Origin of the sequence: Polaribacter sp. R2A056_3_33 (genome assembly GCF_019278485.1) — a bacterium.
Classification (GTDB): Bacteria; Bacteroidota; Bacteroidia; order Flavobacteriales; family Flavobacteriaceae; genus Polaribacter.
Genome location: NZ_CP058984.1, coordinates 4,263,800 through 4,286,501 on the forward strand (window position 1 = coordinate 4,263,800; position 22,702 = coordinate 4,286,501).

General features: G+C 33.7%; 13 protein-coding genes, 2 tRNA genes and 3 rRNA genes. 8 read left to right on the plus strand and 10 right to left on the minus strand.

Annotated elements, in window-relative coordinates; all coding sequences use genetic code 11:
• Window positions 1-270 precede the first annotated feature (270 nt).
• A complete protein-coding gene (locus H0I29_RS17975) occupies window positions 271-2,046 on the plus strand; it encodes a long-chain fatty acid--CoA ligase (RefSeq protein WP_218753865.1) in 1,776 nt (591 codons plus the stop codon).
• Between the two features lie 958 nt (window positions 2,047-3,004).
• Here the strand turns inward: H0I29_RS17975 and rrf are convergent.
• From rrf to H0I29_RS18015, 8 genes are all read right to left on the minus strand, one after another.
• Window positions 3,005-3,114 (minus strand): 5S ribosomal RNA (gene rrf / locus H0I29_RS17980).
• Window positions 3,115-3,221: 107 nt separating this feature from the next.
• A 23S ribosomal RNA gene (locus H0I29_RS17985) occupies window positions 3,222-6,106 on the minus strand.
• 175 nt (window positions 6,107-6,281) lie between these two features.
• Window positions 6,282-6,355, minus strand: a tRNA-Ala gene (locus H0I29_RS17990).
• Window positions 6,356-6,437: 82 nt separating this feature from the next.
• Window positions 6,438-6,511, minus strand: a tRNA-Ile gene (locus H0I29_RS17995).
• Window positions 6,512-6,596: 85 nt separating this feature from the next.
• Window positions 6,597-8,114, minus strand: a 16S ribosomal RNA gene (locus H0I29_RS18000).
• Together the 16S, 23S and 5S rRNA genes with 2 tRNA genes alongside form the textbook arrangement of a ribosomal RNA operon.
• 1,558 nt (window positions 8,115-9,672) lie before the next feature.
• A complete protein-coding gene (locus tag H0I29_RS18005) occupies window positions 9,673-10,410 on the minus strand; it encodes a DUF4294 domain-containing protein (protein ID WP_254712665.1) in 738 nt (245 codons plus the stop codon).
• Between the two features lie 90 nt (window positions 10,411-10,500).
• On the minus strand, window positions 10,501-12,498 hold the full coding sequence (gene ligA, locus H0I29_RS18010; RefSeq protein WP_218753867.1) for an NAD-dependent DNA ligase LigA: 1,998 nt from the start codon (window positions 12,496-12,498) through the stop codon (window positions 10,501-10,503).
• A 14-nt stretch (window positions 12,499-12,512) separates the two neighbouring features.
• The gene (locus tag H0I29_RS18015) at window positions 12,513-13,028 is read right to left on the minus strand and encodes a hypothetical protein (protein ID WP_218730888.1); all 516 of its coding nucleotides are present in this window, start codon (window positions 13,026-13,028) and stop codon (window positions 12,513-12,515) included.
• 212 nt (window positions 13,029-13,240) lie between these two features.
• On the opposite strand from H0I29_RS18015, the gene H0I29_RS18020 reads away from it, so the two are divergent.
• Window positions 13,241-13,903, plus strand: coding sequence for a hypothetical protein (locus H0I29_RS18020; protein ID WP_218753869.1), 663 nt, complete (start codon window positions 13,241-13,243; stop codon window positions 13,901-13,903).
• 283 nt (window positions 13,904-14,186) lie between these two features.
• Here the strand turns inward: H0I29_RS18020 and H0I29_RS18025 are convergent, their stop codons facing one another.
• Window positions 14,187-15,629 carry a glyceraldehyde-3-phosphate dehydrogenase gene (locus H0I29_RS18025; protein WP_218753871.1) on the minus strand — a complete coding sequence of 481 codons (1,443 nt, stop codon included), beginning with the start codon at window positions 15,627-15,629 and terminating at the stop codon, window positions 14,187-14,189.
• Window positions 15,630-15,761: 132 nt separating this feature from the next.
• The gene (locus tag H0I29_RS18030) at window positions 15,762-17,150 is read right to left on the minus strand and encodes a trypsin-like peptidase domain-containing protein (RefSeq protein WP_218753872.1); all 1,389 of its coding nucleotides are present in this window, start codon (window positions 17,148-17,150) and stop codon (window positions 15,762-15,764) included.
• A 130-nt stretch (window positions 17,151-17,280) separates the two neighbouring features.
• Between H0I29_RS18030 and dapF the strand changes: the two genes are divergently transcribed.
• From dapF to H0I29_RS18060, 6 genes are all read left to right on the plus strand, one after another.
• Complete coding sequence (dapF, locus tag H0I29_RS18035) at window positions 17,281-18,051, plus strand: diaminopimelate epimerase (RefSeq protein WP_218753874.1); 771 nt, start codon at window positions 17,281-17,283, stop codon at window positions 18,049-18,051.
• A gap of 58 nt (window positions 18,052-18,109) precedes the next feature.
• Window positions 18,110-19,399 carry a hypothetical protein gene (locus H0I29_RS18040; protein ID WP_218753876.1) on the plus strand — a complete coding sequence of 430 codons (1,290 nt, stop codon included), beginning with the start codon at window positions 18,110-18,112 and terminating at the stop codon, window positions 19,397-19,399.
• Between the two features lie 115 nt (window positions 19,400-19,514).
• Window positions 19,515-20,039 (plus strand): GNAT family N-acetyltransferase, encoded by a 525-nt coding sequence (locus H0I29_RS18045; protein ID WP_218753878.1) that lies wholly within the window; start codon window positions 19,515-19,517, stop codon window positions 20,037-20,039.
• Between the two features lie 30 nt (window positions 20,040-20,069).
• Window positions 20,070-21,098 (plus strand): endolytic transglycosylase MltG, encoded by a 1,029-nt coding sequence (gene mltG, locus H0I29_RS18050; RefSeq protein WP_218753880.1) that lies wholly within the window; start codon window positions 20,070-20,072, stop codon window positions 21,096-21,098.
• A 79-nt stretch (window positions 21,099-21,177) separates the two neighbouring features.
• Complete coding sequence (locus H0I29_RS18055; protein ID WP_254712666.1) at window positions 21,178-22,026, plus strand: DUF2279 domain-containing protein; 849 nt, start codon at window positions 21,178-21,180, stop codon at window positions 22,024-22,026.
• Between the two features lie 134 nt (window positions 22,027-22,160).
• Window positions 22,161-22,691, plus strand: a complete 531-nt coding sequence (locus H0I29_RS18060; RefSeq protein ID WP_254712756.1) for a peptidoglycan-binding protein LysM — start codon at window positions 22,161-22,163, stop codon at window positions 22,689-22,691.
• Window positions 22,692-22,702 lie beyond the last annotated feature (11 nt).

The window sequence follows — 22,702 nt, forward strand, 5'->3', positions numbered from 1 at the left end:
CCGTATTCAGCTAGCTTTTTTTTTATAAAAGCTAGCTTTTTTTTATACAATAAAATATTATCAATATTACCAGGATAGATTCACCCTGAAGAATATATAAACCGTAATAAGTAGAATACAATACTCATAAACAAACAATCTATTATTTAGTATTTTAGATATATAGTACTATCAAAATTAAATTATTCTTAATAATAAACTCTTATAATAAGTATTTGTTAATTCAATCTAAAATACCTAATTTGCCTACTTCAATTATAATATGATTATATGGCAGTAGAAGTTACAAGATTATTCGATTTTCCTTATTACCAATTAGAAACCTATAATTTAGAAAAAGCATTTAGTTCTAAAGTCGGTGGTAATTGGCAATCTATTACAACACAACAGTATATTGATCAAGCAAACCAAATTAGTAGAGGATTAATAAACTTAGGTGTAAAAGCAAACGACAAAATAGCCGTAATTTCATCTACGAATAGAACAGAATGGAACATATGCGATATTGGAATATTACAAACTGGTGCCCAAAATGTACCGATTTATCCAACTATCTCAGAAGAAGATTATGAATATGTGTTAAATCATTCAGAATCTATTTACTGTTTTGTATCAGATATAGAAGTTCTAACAAAGATTAATAAGATAAAAAGTAAAACAAGTTTAAAAGCTATTTATACTTTTGATGATATATTAGGTGAAAAAAGCTGGAATGAAATATTAGAATCCGGTAAAGATACTAGCTCTCAAAATCTTGTTGAAGAAAGAAAAAACAATGTAAACACAGACGATTTAGCTACTTTAATTTATACGTCTGGTACAACAGGTAAACCTAAAGGTGTAATGCTATCTCATAGAAATATAGTTAGTGATGTTTTAAGTTCAGAAAAACGTGTTCCTTTTGATTATGGAAAATCTATTGGTTTAAGTTTTTTACCTATTTGTCATATTTTTGAACGCATGATTTTGTACCTATATCAATATTGTGGAGTTTCTATTTATTTTGCAGAATCAATTGAAAAATTATCTGAAAATGCACAAGAAATAAAACCCAATGTAATGACTGCGGTACCTCGTTTATATGAAAAAATTTACGACAAAATAATTTTGAAAGGAGAAGCATTAACCGGCGTAAAAAAAGGATTGTTCTTTTGGGCAGTAAATTTAGGTTTAAAATATGAACCATATGGTGTAAATGGTTGGTGGTATGAAACTCAGTTAAAATTAGCTAGAAAATTAATTTTCTCTAAATGGCAAGCAGCATTAGGAGGAGAATTAAAAATCATGGTTTCTGGTAGTGCGGCACTTCAACCAAGATTAACAAGAGTATTTGCAGCAGCAGGCATGCCAATAATGGAAGGTTATGGTTTAACAGAAACATCTCCTGTAATCTCAGTAAATGACCAAAGAAATAAAGGCTTTAAAGTTGGTACAGTTGGTAAAGTAATAGATAATGTAGAAGTGAAGATTGCAGAAACCGGTGAAATTTTAGTAAAAGGACCAAATGTAATGTTGGGTTACTACAAAGATGCAGAAAGAACTGAAAACGTATTAAAAGGAGGATATTTTTACACTGGTGATAAAGGAGAACTAGATAGCGAAGGTTTTTTAAAAATTACTGGTAGAACAAAAGAGATGTTTAAAACTTCTGGAGGAAAATATGTTGTTCCACCATTATTAGAGGGTGAATTAAAGCAATCTTTATTTATAGAACAGGTAATGGTTATAGGAGAGGGAGAAAAAATGCCGGCAGCATTTATACAACCAAACTTCGACTTTATCAAAGAATGGATTAAGCATAAAAATTTAAACATTGGTTTATCAAACAAAGAAATAGCTAGTTCGGATATTGTAATTGAACGTATTCAGAAAGAAGTAGATAAATGTAACTTAAACTTTGGTAAATGGGAGCAAATAAAACGTTTTGAACTAACACCAGAGGTATGGTCAATTGAAGATGGACATCTAACTCCCACAATGAAAATGAAGCGTGCAATCATCAAAGAAATCTATAAAGAATTATTTGATAAAATTTATAGAGAATAGTTTTATAAAAAAATAAAAATGGGCGTAAGTTAATTATATAACTATACGCTCATTTTTTTTGACATTAAATTATTTAAATAACAAATATCCCTAACATAAGACTAAAAGTATAAAACTGCCTACACACTAAACTTTAAGCATCCAATTAAATGTAATAATTAAGGCGTACAAGTTTTTAAAAATATATCATTTATAACCATAGGTAGAAATGGTCTGGCAATCCACTACAATTCTTCATTCGTACCTCACTGTCTGCTTTATGTTACTATTCTTCACGCAAAAGAATATTCCATAAAAGTATTAGAACAAGCACTTACATGGTTTAATTTTAACCTTTATCTCATTTACTCGGAATTAGACAAAACTAAATCAGAGCAAAATGATACATAGAAAACTAAACTTAGTCACCCTCAACTTGTTTTAGAATATAAACGAACTTACTATAACTATCATAATAATTTTAAAAACTAAGATTGACATAAAACAACAAAGACTAAAGTATGGGGTGTGCTCGTTTGTAACATTATTGTCACATATTAACAGAATAAACCATAGAAATTCATAAAAAAATTATCAAGAAAGAATAAAAATTGGTCATGCTGAACTTGATTGAGCATCTCAAATTGCATAGACTTAATGCAACAAAGAAATTGAAGTAAATTCAGATTAATAAAATAACAATAAGTATTTCCGAGGCTAGTGCTCGTTTGTAACGCGTACAGACACGGATTAACATATTTACACCCAGTGTGTCATTTCGCCCTTTTGTAAGAAAACACCTAACAATATAAAGTAGTGTATGATCAAGCGTATGAGATTTTCCTACCATCAAATGATAAGTTAGATGATTTTATCTAATACATAGATTACAACCCCATAACAAACCTTTGAGTTTAGGACAAAAAAAACCTCAATTCATAAGAATTGAGGTTTAGGATCTTGAATATTCAAGATTAAAGAAAGGCGGCGACCTACTCTCCCACATAAATGCAGTACCATCGGCGCGATTGGGCTTAACTTCTCTGTTCGAGATGGGAAGAGGTGAGCCCCAATGCTATAACCACCCTAAAATTTTCAGCTAAATAATTTTAACTGTATAAGTTAACATATGGTAAAATAATATCTAAATCGTCTAATAAATAAAGAGGTTCTGCTCCCGCCTTTCGGCGGGAAGCGTACATAAGTCTATGGGTTATTAGTATCACTTGGCTATGACATTACTGCCTTTACACCTATGACCTATCAACGTTGTAATCTCCAACGACCCTTTAAAGAAATCTCATCTTGTGGTGGGTTTCGCGCTTATATGCTTTCAGCGCTTATCCCTTCCCGACGTAGCTACCCTGCTATGCTTCTGGCGAAACAACAGGTACACTAGAGGTCAGTCCAACTCGGTCCTCTCGTACTAGAGTCAGATCCACGCAAATTTCTAACGCCCACAGCAGATAGAGACCGAACTGTCTCACGACGTTCTGAACCCAGCTCGCGTGCCACTTTAATGGGCGAACAGCCCAACCCTTGGGACCTTCTCCAGCCCCAGGATGTGACGAGCCGACATCGAGGTGCCAAACCCCCCCGTCGATATGAGCTCTTGGGGGAGATCAGCCTGTTATCCCCGGAGTACCTTTTATCCTTTGAGCGATGGCCCTTCCATGCGGAACCACCGGATCACTATGCTCTTGTTTCCAACCTGATCGACCTGTATGTCTCTCAGTCAAGCACCCTTATGCCATTGCACTCTACGTACGGTTACCAAGCGTACTGAGGGTACCTTTAGAAGCCTCCGTTACTCTTTTGGAGGCGACCACCCCAGTCAAACTACCCACCAAGCACTGTCCTCATCTCTGAGTTAGACTCTAGATAAGCAAAGGGTGGTATTTCAAGGACGACTCCACAACGCCTAGCGACGCCGCTTCAATGTCTCCCACCTATCCTACACATTACTTATCCAAAGCCAATACTAAGCTATAGTAAAGGTTCACGGGGTCTTTTCGTCCCGCTGCGGGTAATCGGCATCTTCACCGATACTACAATTTCACCGAGCTCATGGCTGAGACAGTGTCCAGATCGTTGCACCATTCGTGCAGGTCGGAACTTACCCGACAAGGAATTTCGCTACCTTAGGACCGTTATAGTTACGGCCGCCGTTTACTGGGGCTTCATTTCAGATCTTCGCCGAAGCTAAACCCTCCACTTAACCTTCCAGCACCGGGCAGGTGTCAGGCCTTATACATCATCTTTCAATTTAGCAAAGCCCTGTGTTTTTGATAAACAGTCGCCTGGACCTTTTCACTGCGGCCCATCCGAAGATGGGCGACCCTTCTCCCGAAGTTACGGGTCTATTTTGCCTAGTTCCTTAGCCATGAATCTCTCGAGCACCTTAGAATTCTCATCCCAACTACCTGTGTCGGTTTACGGTACGGGTTCTTATAATCTGAAGCTTAGAGGTTTTTCTTGGAAGCCCTTAGGCACACTATCCAATTGTCCGAAGACGCTTGGTACTATCACATTTCACCTAACTCTGCGGATTTACCTACAGTGCCAATAGCTACATGTTTCAACGAACTATTCCGTCAGTTCGCGGTGCTTTCATTACTCCGTCACCCCATCGCAATTATAAGAAGTACAGGAATATTAACCTGTTATCCATCGACTACTCCCTTCGGATTCGCCTTAGGACCCGACTAACCCTCAGCTGATTAGCATCGCTGAGGAAACCTTAGTCTTTCGGTGTGGGGGTTTCTCGCCCCCATTATCGTTACTTATGCCTACATTTTCTTTTGTAAACACTCCAGCATACCTCACAGTACACCTTCTACGCTGATTACAATGCTCCCCTACCACTAACGTGTCTTTCAACGTTAATCCATAGCTTCGGTAATATGTTTATGCCCGATTATTATCCATGCGAAATCGCTCGACTAGTGAGCTGTTACGCACTCTTTAAATGAATGGCTGCTTCCAAGCCAACATCCTAGCTGTCTAAGCAATTTCACCTCGTTTTTTCAACTTAACATATATTTGGGGACCTTAGCTGATGGTCTGGGTTCTTTCCCTCTCGGACATGGACCTTAGCACCCATGCCCTCACTGCTGAGAAACATTTTATAGCATTCGGAGTTTGTCAGGAATTGGTAGGCGGTGAAGCCCCCGCATCCAATCAGTAGCTCTACCTCTATAAAACTTTTACTCAACGCTGCACCTAAATGCATTTCGGGGAGTACGAGCTATTTCCGAGTTTGATTGGCCTTTCACCCCTACCCACAGGTCATCCAAAGACTTTTCAACGTCAACTGGTTCGGTCCTCCACTGTGTGTTACCACAGCTTCAACCTGCCCATGGGTAGATCACTCGGTTTCGCGTCTACTACTACTAACTAAAGCGCCCTATTCAGACTCGCTTTCGCTACGGCTCCTTGACTTAATCAATTAACCTTGCTAGAAACAGTAACTCGTAGGCTCATTATGCAAAAGGCACGCCGTCACACCATAAATGATGCTCCGACCGCTTGTAGGCGTACGGTTTCAGGTTCTATTTCACTCCCTTACTTAGGGTTCTTTTCACCTTTCCCTCACGGTACTAGTTCACTATCGGTCTCTCAGGAGTATTTAGCCTTACCGGATGGTCCCGGTGGATTCATACAGGATTACTCGTGTCCCGCACTACTCAGGGTACCACTATCTTAAATTCGCTTACTTTTACGGGACTATCACCCTCTATGGTCAGTCTTTCCAAACTGTTCTAATTCACTTATCTTCGAATATCGTGGCCCTACAACCCCAAATTTGCCGTAACAAATTTGGTTTGGGCTAATCCGCGTTCGCTCGCCACTACTAACGGAATCACTATTGTTTTCTCTTCCTCCGGTTACTTAGATGTTTCAGTTCACCGGGTTTACCCCTATTGCTAGGTGACATGTCTTCAACATGCCGGGTTGCCCCATTCGGATATCTACGGATCAAAAGGTATGTGCCCCTCCCCGTAGCTTTTCGCAGCTTATCACGTCCTTCGTCGTCTCTGAGAGCCTAGGCATCCGCCATACGCCCTTACTTAACTTATTGTACTTTTTGCTACAGTATGTTTCCATACTATAATGAACTCTTTTATATTTTTATAAAAAAATTATTTAATTAGAATATAAATATTCTAATTGTTCTCTATCTATTTGATTCTTACGATATCATTTTACCAATATGTCAATGAACTTGTGGTCTATTTACTTGAAATTGACCGTTGTGGAGAATATCGGAGTCGAACCGATGACCTCTTGCGTGCAAGGCAAGCGCTCTAGCCAGCTGAGCTAATCCCCCATTATGAAATTCAGAATAAATCCTAAATTATGAATGTAGAATCCTCTTACTTCCAGAATTTCCTTAGTACTTTAGCTTTTTGTAGTCCCGGGCAGACTCGAACTGCCGACCTCTACATTATCAGTGTAGCGCTCTAACCAGCTGAGCTACGAGACTATAATAGCTTAAAATACTTATATTATAAAATTAACAGCAAAGAGTAAAAATGACCTTTTTTTTGTAACTCACCATCTTTCTCTAGAAAGGAGGTGTTCCAGCCGCACCTTCCGGTACGGCTACCTTGTTACGACTTAGCCCTAGTTACCAGTTTTACCCTAGGCGGCTCCTTGCGGTGACCGACTTCAGGCACTCCCAGCTTCCATGGCTTGACGGGCGGTGTGTACAAGGCCCGGGAACGTATTCACCGGATCATGGCTGATATCCGATTACTAGCGATTCCAGCTTCACGGAGTCGAGTTGCAGACTCCGATCCGAACTGTGATATGGTTTATAGATTCGCTCTCTGTTGCCAGATGGCTGCTCATTGTCCATACCATTGTAGCACGTGTGTGGCCCAGGACGTAAGGGCCGTGATGATTTGACGTCATCCCCACCTTCCTCACTACTTGCGTAGGCAGTCTCGTTAGAGTCCCCAACTTTACTTGATGGCAACTAACGACAGGGGTTGCGCTCGTTATAGGACTTAACCTGACACCTCACGGCACGAGCTGACGACAACCATGCAGCACCTTGTAATCTGTCCGAAGAAAACTCTATCTCTAAAGCTGTCAGACTACATTTAAGCCCTGGTAAGGTTCCTCGCGTATCATCGAATTAAACCACATGCTCCACCGCTTGTGCGGGCCCCCGTCAATTCCTTTGAGTTTCAGTCTTGCGACCGTACTCCCCAGGTGGGATACTTATCACTTTCGCTTAGTCACTGAGCTAATGCCCAACAACTAGTATCCATCGTTTACGGCGTGGACTACCAGGGTATCTAATCCTGTTCGCTCCCCACGCTTTCGTCCCTCAGCGTCAGTACATACGTAGTAGACTGCCTTCGCAATCGGTATTCTGTGTAATATCTATGCATTTCACCGCTACACTACACATTCTATCTACTTCCATATGACTCAAGTCAACCAGTATCAAAGGCAGTTCCATAGTTGAGCTATGGGATTTCACCTCTGACTTAATCGACCGCCTGCGGACCCTTTAAACCCAATGATTCCGGATAACGCTCGGACCCTCCGTATTACCGCGGCTGCTGGCACGGAGTTAGCCGGTCCTTATTCTTACAGTACCGTCAAGCTGGTATACATACCAGTGTTTCTTCCTGTATAAAAGAAGTTTACAACCCATAGGGCAGTCATCCTTCACGCGGCATGGCTGGGTCAGAGTTGCCTCCATTGCCCAATATTCCTCACTGCTGCCTCCCGTAGGAGTCTGGTCCGTGTCTCAGTACCAGTGTGGGGGATCTCCCTCTCAGGACCCCTACCTATCAAAGTCATGGTAAGCCGTTACCTTACCATCTAACTAATAGGACGCATAGCCATCTTTTACCAATAAATCTTTAATTAAGTCTTGATGCCAAAACTCAATACTATGGAGCATTAATCTTCATTTCTAAAGGCTATTCTCCAGTAAAAGGTAGGTTCTATACGCGTTACGCACCCGTGCGCCGGTCGTCATCTGTGCAAGCACAATGTTACCCCTCGACTTGCATGTGTTAAGCCTGCCGCTAGCGTTCATCCTGAGCCAGGATCAAACTCTTCATTGTATATTTTAAATATTTTAATGAATAAGTTTCAAAAGAATTTGTTTAAATAAATCTAAACATGGTTATTCTACTCTTTAATTACGCTGTCAATTTCAATATTTTCAATGAACTTTGTTTTAATCTTAAACAGTAACTTAAAAGCTACTCCCTAAATAAAACTTTGTAGAAATGTTAGACTCGAACTAACTGATTCTTTTAAGAGTCATTCCAAATTTTCTCTGATCGTCTTCGCTGTATTTCTTAGCGGCTGCAAACATACAAACTATTTCTAATCTGACAATAAAAAATTAAAATTTTTTTTTAATTTTTTTATTTACTCTAAAACTAAAAAACTCTTGAACGTTTTTGCCGAAAATTTCGGACTGCAAACATACAACTCTTTTTAATTATAAACCTAAGGAAATTGTTATTTTATTTTTAATAAAATTTTGACATTTTATCTAATTAAAATACTAATAATCACCTTACTTACAACTCCTCAATGAACGTTGCTAACTGTGTAATATTACTGTTAGCGGGTGCAAACTTACAACTCATTTTTAATCTAACAACTATTTTTTTACCTTTATTTTAATTTAATTTTACAATGCGTTTTAAGACACTTGTTTTTAACTGTTTATGAAGAAAGTTTTTTTGAGGGTATTTTGAAGGTTTTAGGTTTTGGGGTGGTTTTGGAAGTGCATGCTTGTTTTTAACACAGAAAGCACAAGATCGTTGGAAGATTATTTTAGTAAAAATAGACCTTTTTATTGTTTAAGATTTATTGAAATGTGAGGTGTTCTATGAAATAGTTTGGTTGAAATGTGTTCAGTTAGTTAAGAATTACGTCAATTCTGGCGCAAGAATAGTTCTTGGTATGATTCTTTTTGTAAAAAAGTACTTGGGTTGACAACTCTGGAGATATTTGAAATGAGAATTCCCACAAAGTAATTCAGAAAACCTGAATAATATGGGTTCTTATATATAGGTGCATATTTATAAATAGGATGAATTCGACAAATTGGGTGCTTTACAAATGGTAAAAAAAGGATCATTATCATCTTACTACTCTAAAAAAACGATTAAGCAAGTTTTTTTAATACATAGGAACGTAGTTTATGGTATTTTGTTTGGGTAAATAGTATCGAATAAGATGAATTTGATGAAACTATTATATAACCTATATGAAAACTAACAGCTCCTAAAAAGAAAACACTTATTGTCAGTTCATTAAAACTAATAGACCTCACAGTCTTTAAAAACCTGTGAGGTCTTGGTAATAGTGCTGCTTAAATATTGCAAAAGTAATCTATAATGTTTCTTGCGTTTTAAGCCAGTACTTATATAAAGAGGAACCCCTCAAAAGGAACTTCATTCTGCAAATTAATTGTGTTAGGGATTGAAACGGCATCCTTTTTATATGTTTATTGATGCGATAGCAGAAATAAGCATACAAAAAGATATAGTGCAAAGCCTGACTTTTTTTCTAAATAGTGAATTAAATTGATACGTATTAATGAAATAAAAATAACTCGTATATAGTATTCATTAAAAAAAAGGGAACACCCAAAAGGAAATATTAATTCTTAGAAGTTCTAATTTTTCCTTTTTTACGCATTTTAGCAAAAAACAGTTTGTATTCTTCTACATTAATTTCTGATTTTCTTTCTATAATTATTTTCGTGAAATCGAAATTAAGTTTTGACGGTTGAGGCTTAAGCTTACCCTCTTGAAATGCACGTTGCAAGACATCCTCTATTAGAAAATCTTCATTTTCTGTTTCTGGATGGTACTCTGTTTTTAATGAAAGTTTAAAAACATTAGCGGTTGTATTATACCAAAAGGCTTTCCAGCCGCTTCTTAATTCCTTGATATTATCGAATGCAGTTTCACCTGTTTGACGATGGATTAACTTGATAAGGATTCGACCTTCTGTGGTAGTCATCTTTTTAATTTGATCTGTAAACTCGCCTTCTATGTATTTTTGAATGATTTTTGTATACTGTCTTCTTTTCCTTTTAGATTCGATTTTTTCTAATCTTACATTTAAAGAATCTAACCTTTCTGAGGCAAGTTGAGCATAAGGATAGGCTCTAAATACTTTTCTACGAAACCATAGATAATAACGAACATCTTCTCTTGAACTGAATTTGTGTTTTGGTAATAATGAAAACTCATTAAGATTTACAACTAATGTATCTCCTGGTTTTACAAAAACATAATCGTCGTCATTAATAGGCAAGGAATCTGTTTCTTGAATTTGAGAAAAAGAGACTGCCGAAATTAGTAGTATATATATGTAAAGAAGTTTTTTCAATTTTATTATCATATTACAAGACAGCATCAGTTGAAAATGAAAGTCAACTATTTCTATTATTTACTGCAAATTAGAGTCCAAAGTTATCTTTTAACTAATTTTATCTATAAAATCTTGTTCCGAAATTATTGCAATTCCTAAACTCTCTGCTTTTGTTAATTTTGATGGCCCCATATTATCGCCAGCAACAATAAAATTTGTTTTTTTAGAAATTGATGAACTTACTTTTCCGCCATTGTCTTCAATTGCTTTCTTTAATTCATTTCTACTCATTTGATAAAAAACGCCAGACACTACAAATATTTGTCCTGCTAGTTTATCTGTTTGATTTTCTAAACTTTCGGCAGAGACTTCTAATTGAACTCCGGATAACTTTAATCGATTTATTAAATCGATATTTTCTTGGTTTGTAGAAAATTCAATAATGCTTTGTGCTATTCTCTCTCCTATTTCGTCTACGCTTATTAAAGTTTCTAAATCTGCAGACATTAAATTATCTATCGATTTAAAATGTTTTGCTAATTTTTTAGCTACCGTTTCACCTACAAAACGAATTCCGAGTGCAAATAATACTTTTTCGAATGGAATTTCTTTTGATTTAATAATTCCGTCAATCATATTTTGAGCAGATTTTTCTGCCATTCTTTCTAACGGAATCACTTGATCTACCGTTAAATCATATAAATCCGCATAACTTTTAACAAGTCCTTCCTTGCGTAATAAATCTACCGTTTCCCCTCCTAAACCATCAATATCCATGGCTTTTCTAGAAATAAAATGCTGAATTCTTCCTGTAATTTGAGGCGCACATCCAAACTCGTTTGGACAATAATGCTTTGCATCTCCTTCTGTTCTTATCAATTCCGTGTTACATACGGGACAATTAGTTGCGTAAATTGTATGTTCTGAATCATGTGGTCGTTTTGTAAAATCTACCGCAATAATCTTAGGAATAATTTCTCCTCCTTTTTCCACAAAAACAGTATCTCCGACTCTAATATCTAATTTTGAAATTTGATCGGCATTGTGTAATGAAGCTCTTTTTACTGTTGTACCAGCTAATTGCACAGGTTCTAAATTTGCGACCGGAGTTATTGCTCCCGTTCTACCAACCTGATACGTAATTTCTTTTAAAACTGTTGAAACTTGTTCGGCTTTAAACTTATACGCAATTGCCCATCTTGGTGCTTTTGCTGTGTACCCTAATTCTTCTTGTTGATATAAATTATTTACTTTAACAACAATTCCGTCAGTTTCGTAAGGTAAACTGTGTCGTTTTGTATCCCAATTTGTGATGAAATCGAAAACTTCATCAATCGATTTTACCAAAGTGATCGTTTCTGGAACTTTAAAACCTACTTTTCTAGCGTTTTCTAAACTCTCAAAATGAGTTTTATATTTACGCTCTTCCGTTACTACTTGATACAATAAACAATCTAAAGGTCTTCTTGCAACTTCTGTACTGTCTTGTAATTTTAAGCTTCCGCTTGCGGTATTTCTTGGATTTCTATATTCTTCTTCTCCGTTTTCTACACGTTCTTCATTCATTTTATTAAAACCTTCAATAGGCAAAATGATTTCTCCTCGCATTTCAAAATTGGAAACGAAATCTTCTTTGATACTTAAAGGAATAGAACGAATTGTTTTTATATTCGGTGTTACTTCATCTCCCTGAAAACCATCGCCACGCGTTACCGCTTTAACAAACTGACCATTTTCATACGTTAAATTGATGGAAGCTCCGTCGAATTTTAGTTCACAGGTATACTCTACCTCTGTTGTACCCAAAACTTTTTGCACTCTTTCTTCCCAATCTAATAAATCTTCTTTAGAGTAGGAGTTGCTTAAAGAATACATTCTATTTTTATGAATAACCGTATTAAAGTTTTTTGTTACCGTACCTCCTACTCTTTGCGTTGGAGAATTTGGATCAAAAAACTCAGGGTTTTCCGCTTCTAACTTTTCTAACTCTTTTAATTTTATATCGAACTCGTAATCTGAAATTGATGCGTTATCTAACCCATAATAATTGTAATTATGTGTATTTAATTCATCACGAAGTGCTACTATTTTTTGTTGATTTGTCATTCTTAAATAAAAAATTAATCTTGTTGTTTTCCTGTTAATACACTTACCCTGTTTGAAAAAGGGTTTCCAGTAGAACGCCTAAACGAAACTATTTGTCCAACATGCCAAATTGCATCTGCAATTGGTCCATTTATTACACACCAAAAAGAAAACTCTTTATCTGGAAATAAAATTTTATAATCAGAAACATCTTTACTTTCCCTAAGAATTGTACTTGCTTGCAATAAATTTTCTAGTGTTTTTTTCCTTTTTTCTACAAAAGTAAGCTCAGGTTGCTCACCTCCATTTACCTTTTTTAAAGTAGCATATAAAATTCTTATTGATAAATTATAAATATGATCTACCGTTTCTTCTGTTGTTCTTGCTTCTACATTTGGCTTAAAAGTTAAATCTTTTTCTACTAAACCATCTGTTGCCCAATAATATCTGAACCCCAAACCATCTATCATTCTACTAGTTGTTGAACCGGCAGTAAATTCTGGTGAAGGTTCTGGTATTTGAAAATAGGGTAAATTTTGATGAGATTTCATATAAAAATGGATTATTAAGGTGTGTAAAAATAGTAAAAAGAGGATTGGCTACAAAAGTTTGTTTAATCAAAAAAACAGTATAAAATAATGAGCTATTTATAACTAAAAAAAGACAACTGCTTTCTGTTAAAAAAACAATAATACTACTAAATAACTTGTTATTAATTTGAATAATATGTAATTTACATGGACATTCAAAAATGAAGTAAAAAATGAAGTACGCTATTAAAATAAACAAAATTTCTACAGTAGATGACTTGGAAAATTCTTGGAGTATTGAAGATTACAAAGAACTTTTGGTACGTTTTGATTTTGCCAATAATGATGTAAATGAAATAAAGGAATTAAGAGAATTACTTTTTATGGCAATTTCGGATAAAGAACCTAATGAAGCAGCTGCTATTGTTTTAGACTATAAACTGTCTGATGTTTTAAATGAAGGACAAATAGATTCTCTTTCTTATGAAATGTTGGTGGATAAGATTTCTGAGGAATACCCAAAAATTGAATTACACAAAACACTCTTTATTATAAACCAACTTTTATACAAAGCTTTTAATGGAAAATTTCCAAATACAAAAGCAACTGTTGTAGATTTTGAAATTACTCCAGCTAGAAACGCTGAAACAAACATTACAAAAGAAATAACATTGAAATGTTTTGCTCAAAACTTAGATAGCCATAACGTAATTAAACGATTATTTGCTGATCAGTTAAATGCAGAAGAAGCTTTTGTGGAAGCTAATGATATTATTTGGTATCTAGAAAAAAATGAAACAGGCTACCAAATGACGACCTCTGAATATTTTATGAGTAAAGAAGAGTTTTTAAATGAAGAGTTTGAAGCTGTTATTGATTTCTTTGAGGAAGAATAAATAAGACTGTTTTGATTGATTTTTTTATTTTGATTTTCTAAAATAAGTAAAGTTAAATTTTATTACAGCTAGAAACTTAAGTAATTAGAAAATATCCTCTAAAATAATTACAGAAGCAGCCAAACAAGTTTAGCCCTGATTGAAATGGCATCCTTTTTTTGTTTTTTCAAAAAAAGATATAATGGAAAGCAGGAAATTGCTTCTAAAAAATTAAAACCCGAAACAATAATATTTCGGGTTTTTACATTCAATTTTAATTGAATGAACTTGCACTAAGAGACTTTTAATAATAGGTATACCTTCTTACTTTGGCAATGTGTTTTGCTAGTCGCATTACTTGATGTGAATATCCATACTCATTGTCGTACCAAATATAAATTACAATAGTTTCCTTGTCTGTAATTGTAGATTTACTATCAAAAATTGAAGGTGCTGTAGACCCTAGAATATCTGAAGACACCAACTCATTGTCTAATGAATATTTAATTTGTTCTACCAAATCGCCTTCTAAGGCATATTTTTTTATAATTGAGTTTACACGTTCTGTAGAAACCATTGTATTTAAGTGCAAATTAAGAATTGCCAAAGATCCATTAGGAACTGGAACTCTAATTGCATTAGATGTTAATTTACTTGCCAACGCAGGAATTGCCTTTGCAACTGCAGCACCTGCACCAGTTTCTGTAATAACCATGTTTAAAGCGGCAGCTCTTCCTCTTCTATTTTTACTATGCATATTGTCTACCAAATTTTGGTCGTTTGTGTATGCATGAATTGTTTCTAAATGCCCTTTTTTAATTCCGAAATTGTCTTCTAAAACTTTTAAAATTGGTGTAATTGCATTGGTTGTACAAGACGCTGCAGAAAAAATATCTACCACATCCGGATTGTATTTTTTGTGATTTACACCATGTACAATATTAGGAATCCCTTTTCCTGGAGCTGTTAACAAAACCTTGCTTGCTCCCTTTGCTTTTAAATGTCTTGCTAAAGCAACATCATCTCTAAAAGCACCAGTATTATCTATAATTAATGCGTCTTTAATTCCGTATTTGGTATAATCGATTTCTTCTGGATTATTTGCAGATATTAAATGAACTGTTGTGCCGTTTATAATTAAAGCGTTGTGTTCTACATCTATTTCTACAGTTCCTAAAAAATCTCCGTGCACAGAATCTATACTTAATAAAGAAGCTCTTTTTTCTAAAACTTCTCTATTTATTTCGCCACGAGTAACAATAGCTCTTAATCTTAATTGTGAGCCTTTCCCCATTTTAGACATGAGCTCTCTTGCTAATAAGCGTCCGATTCTACCAAAACCATACAAAACAACATCTTTAGGCTGAATGTTCTCTGATTCTGTAGCGCCTTTTAATTTGTTCCTTACAAAAGACACTTTGTCGGCTCCTTTTATAGGACTTAAATAACACTCGTAAGCAAGTTTACCAATATCTAATTTAGAAGATGGTAAGTCTATTTGCTGAATTGCTTTTGCAATATCTAAGGCATCTTGTATAGAAATTGGTTTGTTTACAAATTCTTTAGCATAGTTTATTAAATTTAAAACTTCACTTGCTCTTTTGTCTATTAAAGTGTTTCTAAATAATACAAGTTCAATAGATTTATCATACCATAAGTCATTTACAATAGTGATAAATTCTACTGTTGCTCTTCTATTTTGAGCTTGTGTAATTACCTCTTTTTCGTAATCTAAAATTATTGACATATTGAAAATTAAAATAAATTTCAGGCAAAAGTATTTCTTTTTTCTTAAACACGAAATCGATTTCGTAAAGTTTTCGTAAATAAAAAAATCCTGATAAAATTATCAGGATTTTTAATATGGTAGTTATAGATCTTATCTAAAGGCATAACGCTCTCTTTCTCCATCTAGATTAATAACCTCTATATAAATTGGATGTCCAGCTCCAAAAGATGCATCTATTTCTTTTACCGCATCACTTGCATTTAAAACTGGTTTTTTATTAATTTTGGTAATAATATAGCCTTCCTTTACACCATAATAATTAAGATTTTTATTTTGATTGGTTATTATTCTAGCTCCTCCAGAAATATCAAACTTCTTAATTTCTTTTTTAGAGACATCCTTTAAAACAACCCCTAACTTTCTAGAAACATAAGCATCTTTTTTACTTAATGTTATACTCTTAGTAATCTCTTCTCCATCTCTATCAATCGTAATATTTACTAAATCGCCTGGTCTTTTTGCTGTTAGTTGACCTCTTAACTCAGAAAATTTAGAAATTTTTACATCATTTACCTTTTTGATCACATCACCAGCTTTTAAGCCTCCTTTTTGGGCACCTCCATCATCACTAACTCCGCCAATCAACACGCCTTCTATATCTCCATCTTCTTGGTTTATATTGATTCCTAAAATAGCTTCTTGTACTGTACCAAACTCTAATAAATCATCAATTATTTTTTTAGCAATATTAGATGGTACTGCAAAAGAGTACCCAATAAAAGAACCTGTTTTAGACGTAATTGCTGTATTAATTCCTACCAACTCACCACGTGTATTCACCAATGCTCCTCCACTATTACCAGGGTTTACAGCAGCATCTGTTTGAATAAATGAATCTGTAGAAGTAGTCCCTTCTAAATCTCTACCTTTTGCACTCACAATACCTGCAGTTACTGTAGAAGTTAAGTTATAAGGATTACCAACTGCCAAAACCCATTCTCCAATTTTTATATTGTCTGAATTAGCAAATGGAATGTAAGGCAAATCAAAATCTACATCAATTTTTAACAAAGCAATGTCATTCTCTTTATCTGTACCTATTAACGTTGCTTTATACTTCTGTTTATTATTTAATGTAATTTCAATATCTGAAGCTCCATCAACAACGTGATTGTTTGACACAATGTAACCGTCTTGCGAAATAATAACTCCACTACCTGTTCCTACTTGCTCAAACTTTCTAGTACCACTACTATTACCAAAGAAAAGATCTATTGGGTTAGATTGTGTTCTTATAGATGTGTTTTTAACATGCACTACAGCATGTACCGTATTTTCTGCTGCAACTGTAAAATCTACAGAGTTTGCTATTGCATTTGCATTACTTAATGCAGGGTTATAGTTTGCAGTAACCGTTTTTACGGGGTGAGAAATAGTTCTTTCTATAACCACATTTTCATTAAATAGCATTTTATATCCGCCTAAAGTGATAGCGCCTCCTAAAACTGCCATTCCTAATAAACTTAATAATTTTTTCATGATTTTTAATTTTTATTACTCAAAGATACAATTATAACAATTTCAAAAAATCTGTTTAACTTGATTTTAACTGACTTTAACCGCTTTTTAACAGTGCTTTTTTATTCTTTAAATTCCTATATTTGTGCTAATGAATTTAGACTTTTATAAATACCAAGGAACCGGAAATGATTTTGTTATGATAGATAACAGAACTCTAACTTTTCCGAAAGAAAACATTGCCCTTATAGCGAAACTTTGTAATAGAAATTTTGGTGTAGGAGCGGATGGAGTTATCTTAATTGAAAACGATACCGATTTCGATTTTAGAATGATTTATTTTAATGCTGATGGAAGTCAGACTTTCTGTGGAAACGGAGGACGATGTGCTGTTGCTTTTGCAAAGTTTCTAGAAATTATCAAAGCTAAAACGAGTTTTATTGCTGTTGATGGACCACATTTAGCGACCATTGACAACGGAATTGTTTCCTTAAAAATGATAGATGTTGATGAAATTACCGTGAAAGAAAACTCAGTTTTTGCTTATACAGGTACACAGCATCATGTAGAATTGGTAGATAATTTAGATAATTTCCCAGTTTTTGAAAAAGGAAAAGAAATTCGTTACTCTTATAGTGCTCCTGGAAGTAATGTCAATTTTGCACAGAAAATTAATGAGACTACTTTTAGAGTAAGAACCTATGAAAAAGGTGTTGAAGATGAAACTTTAGCTTGCGGGACCGGAGTTACAGCAGTTGCTATTGCTATGCATAAAACGGGAAAAACAGCTAGTAATTTAATTTCTTTACCCGTGGAAGGAGGAAATCTAGAAGTTTCTTTTTCTGAAGAAAATGGCGTTTATACAAATGTATATTTAAAAGGACCTGCTACTTTTGTTTTTAAAGGGAGTATTTCTTTTTAATTCATAATCTCAAATGAGGTTATTCTTTTGACGCTGATATCTATTACAAAAAACCATTATGAGTATTTTTAAAAATCTTTTTAACACAAAAAAAGACCCTACTAAAATATTTCCGAAAGAAAGTAATGAGGGAAATGTAAAAATTGAAAACAATCAAATTAGTTGTATAGATACTAACGGAATTCATACTTGTACCGTACACTTAAAAGATTTACAATATGCCTATATTACTATCAGAAATAATAAACTAGCTTATCTTTTCCTTTTTGATTACCATCAAAACTTTATCCCTGTTACCTATACTGGATTCAGCAAAGTTTATAAGGAATTATCTACTAAATTTAATTTTAAAGACACTATTTTTTTTGAAAATGTTGCAAAAAAAACCCTTTTAAAAAAAGAAATTTGGAGAAAACACTATGTACCTACTTTTGAAATCTTAACGACTAAGAATAACGACTACAACCTAGGTTTTGAAATTCAATCTAATCCCAAACAATTCATTTTTTGGGATACGACCTATGAGGAATTAGAAAAAAATAAAAATACTTTATTTGAAAAATCGCCATACGGACAAAAATTACTAAAATTTAATGCTCCTGTGCGTATTGGAAATATCCTCTTAAAAGATTTTGGTGCTTATTTTGATAATGATAGAGCTGATGTTCCTGTTTTGCACTATTATACACATTGTTTTAATAATATAGCGACGGATGAAAGTTATTTAGAGCTAAAGAAAATTTTAAACAAAGATTTAGCAAGCAGTAGAATGAATACCGGTTATGAACGAGCAGATCAAAAAAATATAAATTTCAATTTAAAAGAAATGCACTTGTCAATTTGTTATACGTATGACAGTGATTGGCTTTTTAATGGAGGTTATACTTCTTTATCCATAGAAAATAAAAGAGAATCCCCTTCATTACTACATAATGAAAGTTACGAAGAACTTATGGTTATTTCTGACTTCTTATTATTCAAAGGCAATATAAAAATGTCTGGTGACTATAGAAAAAACAAGAACATAAAAAACAGACCAGAAAAAATAAATCTTCAATTTAAAGACAATACCATTATTTGGGTTGATAATAAAAATAAAAAAATAGGATTCTCTAGTAATCACATTGCAGAATTATTTGATATCGATGAAATAAATTCATTCTGTATTCAAAATATTTTACCTGCAAAAGGAAATGGTGGTGCTTATCTAGAAATAATAACAGATACTAAAAAGTACAACTACCCCATTTTTTATGAAGCTTGTAATTTCTTTGATACATACGCTTTAAAAATAGAGAAAATAACAGGAAAGAAAGTAGTATTTGGTAAAGAATACTATGATTGTTAAACGAAAACTATTTTCATGCAACTCCAGGCTCTTTAAGATTATTATTTCCTTATTTTGCATTCTATAATCTATGTGCTTATTAAATTTTCCTTAAAGAAAACGAACTTCAGAAAAAATGATGACTTTAAACGGTATAAAAATAAACTTACGTGCTTTAGAACCCGAAGACTTAGATTTTCTATATCAAATAGAAAACAATGAGTCTTTTTGGGAAATTAGCCATACACAAACTCCTTTTTCTAAATTTATTCTAAGACAGTATTTAGAAAATGCGCATTTAGATATTTACGAGGCTAAACAATTACGCTTGTTAATTGAAGAAACGACCACGAAGAAACAACTAGGAATGATTGATTTGTTTGATTACAATCCGATGCATAAAAGAGCAGGAATTGGTATTTTAATTCACCCAGATTTTCAAAAAAAAGGCTTTGCCTCAGAAGCACTCTCTGTTTTAATTCAATATGCTTTCTCTTCTTTAAATATCCATCAACTATACGCCAATATTACTTCAGAAAATTCTAAAAGTATCTCCCTTTTTAAAAAACATCATTTTCAAAAAGTGGGTATTAAGAAAGATTGGATTTTATTCGAAGGAAAATTTAAAGATGAAGTTTTATTTCAGTTGATAAAAGACTAATTTTGCAATTCTAAAAAAATCAAAAAAACTTTGGGTAAAAAATTTATATACGCAGTTATTGCTACCGTTATTTTTATTAGTGGAATTATAGGATACCAATATTATCAAAAAATATTTGGAAAATCGATCACAAAAGATACAGAACTTTTCATCTACTCTTCTGATAGCTTGAGTGATGTGAAAGAAAAAATTTCTGCTTTTTCTAAAAACACCAATACTTTTCTCTTAGTAGCTGCTAAGAAAAATCTTTCGAAACCAAAACCAGGTAGATATATTTTAAAAGAAGGAATGTCTAACAACGAATTAGTTAACCTTTTAAGAAGTGGCAACCAAACACCTATAAAGTTGTCTTTTAATAACCAAGACACTTTAGAAAAATTAGCAGGAAGAATTGCAGAACAATTAGAAGCAGATTCAATTTCTCTATTAAACTCATTTAAAGATAAAGATTTCTTATCTAAAAACAACTTGACAGAAAAATCTGTATTGCAAATTTTTGTTCCTAATAGCTATCAATTTTACTGGACCACTTCAGCAGAAAACTTTAGAGACAAAATCTTTGTAGAATACAATCGATTTTGGAATAAAAGCAGATTGCAAAAAGCGAAAGCATTAGAATTATCTAAAGAAGAAGTGATCACTTTAGCTTCAATAGTTCAAAAAGAAACTGCAAAAAACATAGAAAGACCAATTGTTGCTGGTTTGTATTTAAATAGATTAAAAAAAGGTTGGCCTTTGCAAGCCGATCCAACAATTATCTATAGTGTTAAAGAACTTAAAGGACAAGATTATGTGGTAAAAAGGGTATTGACCGCAGATTTAGAAATAAACTCTCCTTACAACACCTATAAAAATAAAGGTTTACCACCTACCTTAATTTCCATGCCAGATATTTCATCTATTGACGGCGTTTTAAATGCAGAAAAACATGACTACTTTTATATGTGTGCTAATGTAGATAAATTAGGGTATCATGCTTTTGCAAAAACACTTTCTCAGCACAATAGAAATGCCGCTAAATATCATCAATGGATGAACAAACAAAGCATTAATAGATAATTATTTACAAATTTAATCGTTGGGTTTGATTCGCAAAAAATACATTTCGTTTTATCTCTTATTTATATGCTCATTTTCTTTGTGTGCACAAAATTCATCATTTTATAAAAAATCTGATACTTTAAATACAAAAAGAAGAAATGCTATTATTCTCACTGAAAGCGTAATGGCTGGAGGCGCTTTAATTGGTTTAAATCAACTTTGGTACAAGGATTATCCACGTTCTGGTTTTCATTTTAAAAATGATAATAATGATTGGAAACAAATGGATAAAGTTGGCCACATGATGACTTCTTATTATATTGGTAAAATTGGAATGGAAGTTTTAGATTGGGCTGGTGTTTCTAGAAAAAATCAATTAATTTACGGAGCAACCTCTGGTTTTGCTTTTTTAACTGCCGTAGAAGTATTAGATGGTTTTTCTGATGAATGGGGTGCATCACCCGGAGATATTCTTGCAAATGCAGCAGGTACAGGATTGTTGGTTGGACAAGAATTACTTTGGAACGAGCAACGAATTACAGTTAAGTACTCTTTTCATCAAACCGAGTTTGCAAAACAACGACCAAATACCCTAGGAGAAAACTATTTACAACAAGCTTTAAAGGATTATAACGGACAAACTTATTGGCTTTCTGCTAATATTTGGTCTTTTAACAAGAAAAGTTCATTCCCTAAATGGTTAAATGTTGCTTTAGGTTATGGAGCAGAAGGCATGCTTTATGGAAACTCAAATGCAGTAAACCCAATACAGCAAGATGCTTACCGACAATTCTATCTAAGTTTAGACCTCGATTTAACAAAAATTAAGACAAATTCGGAATTCTTAAAATCTGTCTTTTCTGTTGTAAACTTCATAAAAATACCTGCTCCTACTCTTGAAATCAACACCAAAGGAGCTTTAACATTTCATTATATGTATTTTTAATAAAATTTAACATATTGATTATCAGTATAATTAAATTTGGTTATACATTTGCACCCGCAAAACAGAAAATTTAGTTTATCAAAAAGTTTTTATTTTTAAGTATCGTATTTTTAGGATTTATCAACGCAACTTCTATTGATAAAAAAATAGGTACTCATAACAAAGTTACTTTCCCAAAATTTGTAGACTATAACATACCTTATTTACAAAAGGACTTTGTAGGTTTTAAAGAAGCATTAGCTTTTAAAGAATCTCAAGGAAGTTATACCGTAGTAAACACATTAGGATATTTAGGAAAATATCAATTTGGAAGAACAACTTTACGAAGATTTAAAATTTACAATACAACAGCATTTTTAAAAGATCCAGAATTACAAGAAAAAGCATTTATAGCTTTGTGTAAAGTAAATAAATGGATTTTAAGAAAAGACATTAGACGTTCTGTAGGAAAAACCATAAACGGTATTAAAATTACCGAATCTGGTATCTTAGCAGCCGCTCATTTAAGTGGTGCTGGAAACGTAAAAAAATATTTAAGAAGTAATGGTGTTGAAGGCTTTTCTGATGCTTATGGTTCTTCTATAAAGTCTTATTTAAAGAACTTTGGAGGTTATAATGTTTCTAATATTATAGCAGACCAAGACGCTACTGTTATTAATAGTTAATTAACAGAATA

Bases quoted from the DNA above. Each gene is read 5' to 3' on its own strand.
- dapF (WP_218753874.1), top strand. From the start codon at position 17,281: ATGAATTTAGACTTTTATAAATACCAAGGAACCGGAAATGATTTTGTT.
- H0I29_RS17975 (WP_218753865.1), top strand. From the start codon at position 271: ATGGCAGTAGAAGTTACAAGATTATTCGATTTTCCTTATTACCAATTA.
- H0I29_RS18030 (WP_218753872.1), bottom strand. From the start codon at position 17,150: ATGAAAAAATTATTAAGTTTATTAGGAATGGCAGTTTTAGGAGGCGCT.
- ligA (WP_218753867.1), bottom strand. From the start codon at position 12,498: ATGACAAATCAACAAAAAATAGTAGCACTTCGTGATGAATTAAATACA.
- H0I29_RS18040 (WP_218753876.1), top strand. From the start codon at position 18,110: ATGAGTATTTTTAAAAATCTTTTTAACACAAAAAAAGACCCTACTAAA.
- H0I29_RS18015 (WP_218730888.1), bottom strand. From the start codon at position 13,028: ATGAAATCTCATCAAAATTTACCCTATTTTCAAATACCAGAACCTTCA.
- H0I29_RS18025 (WP_218753871.1), bottom strand. From the start codon at position 15,629: ATGTCAATAATTTTAGATTACGAAAAAGAGGTAATTACACAAGCTCAA.
- H0I29_RS18020 (WP_218753869.1), top strand. From the start codon at position 13,241: ATGAAGTACGCTATTAAAATAAACAAAATTTCTACAGTAGATGACTTG.
- H0I29_RS18045 (WP_218753878.1), top strand. From the start codon at position 19,515: ATGATGACTTTAAACGGTATAAAAATAAACTTACGTGCTTTAGAACCC.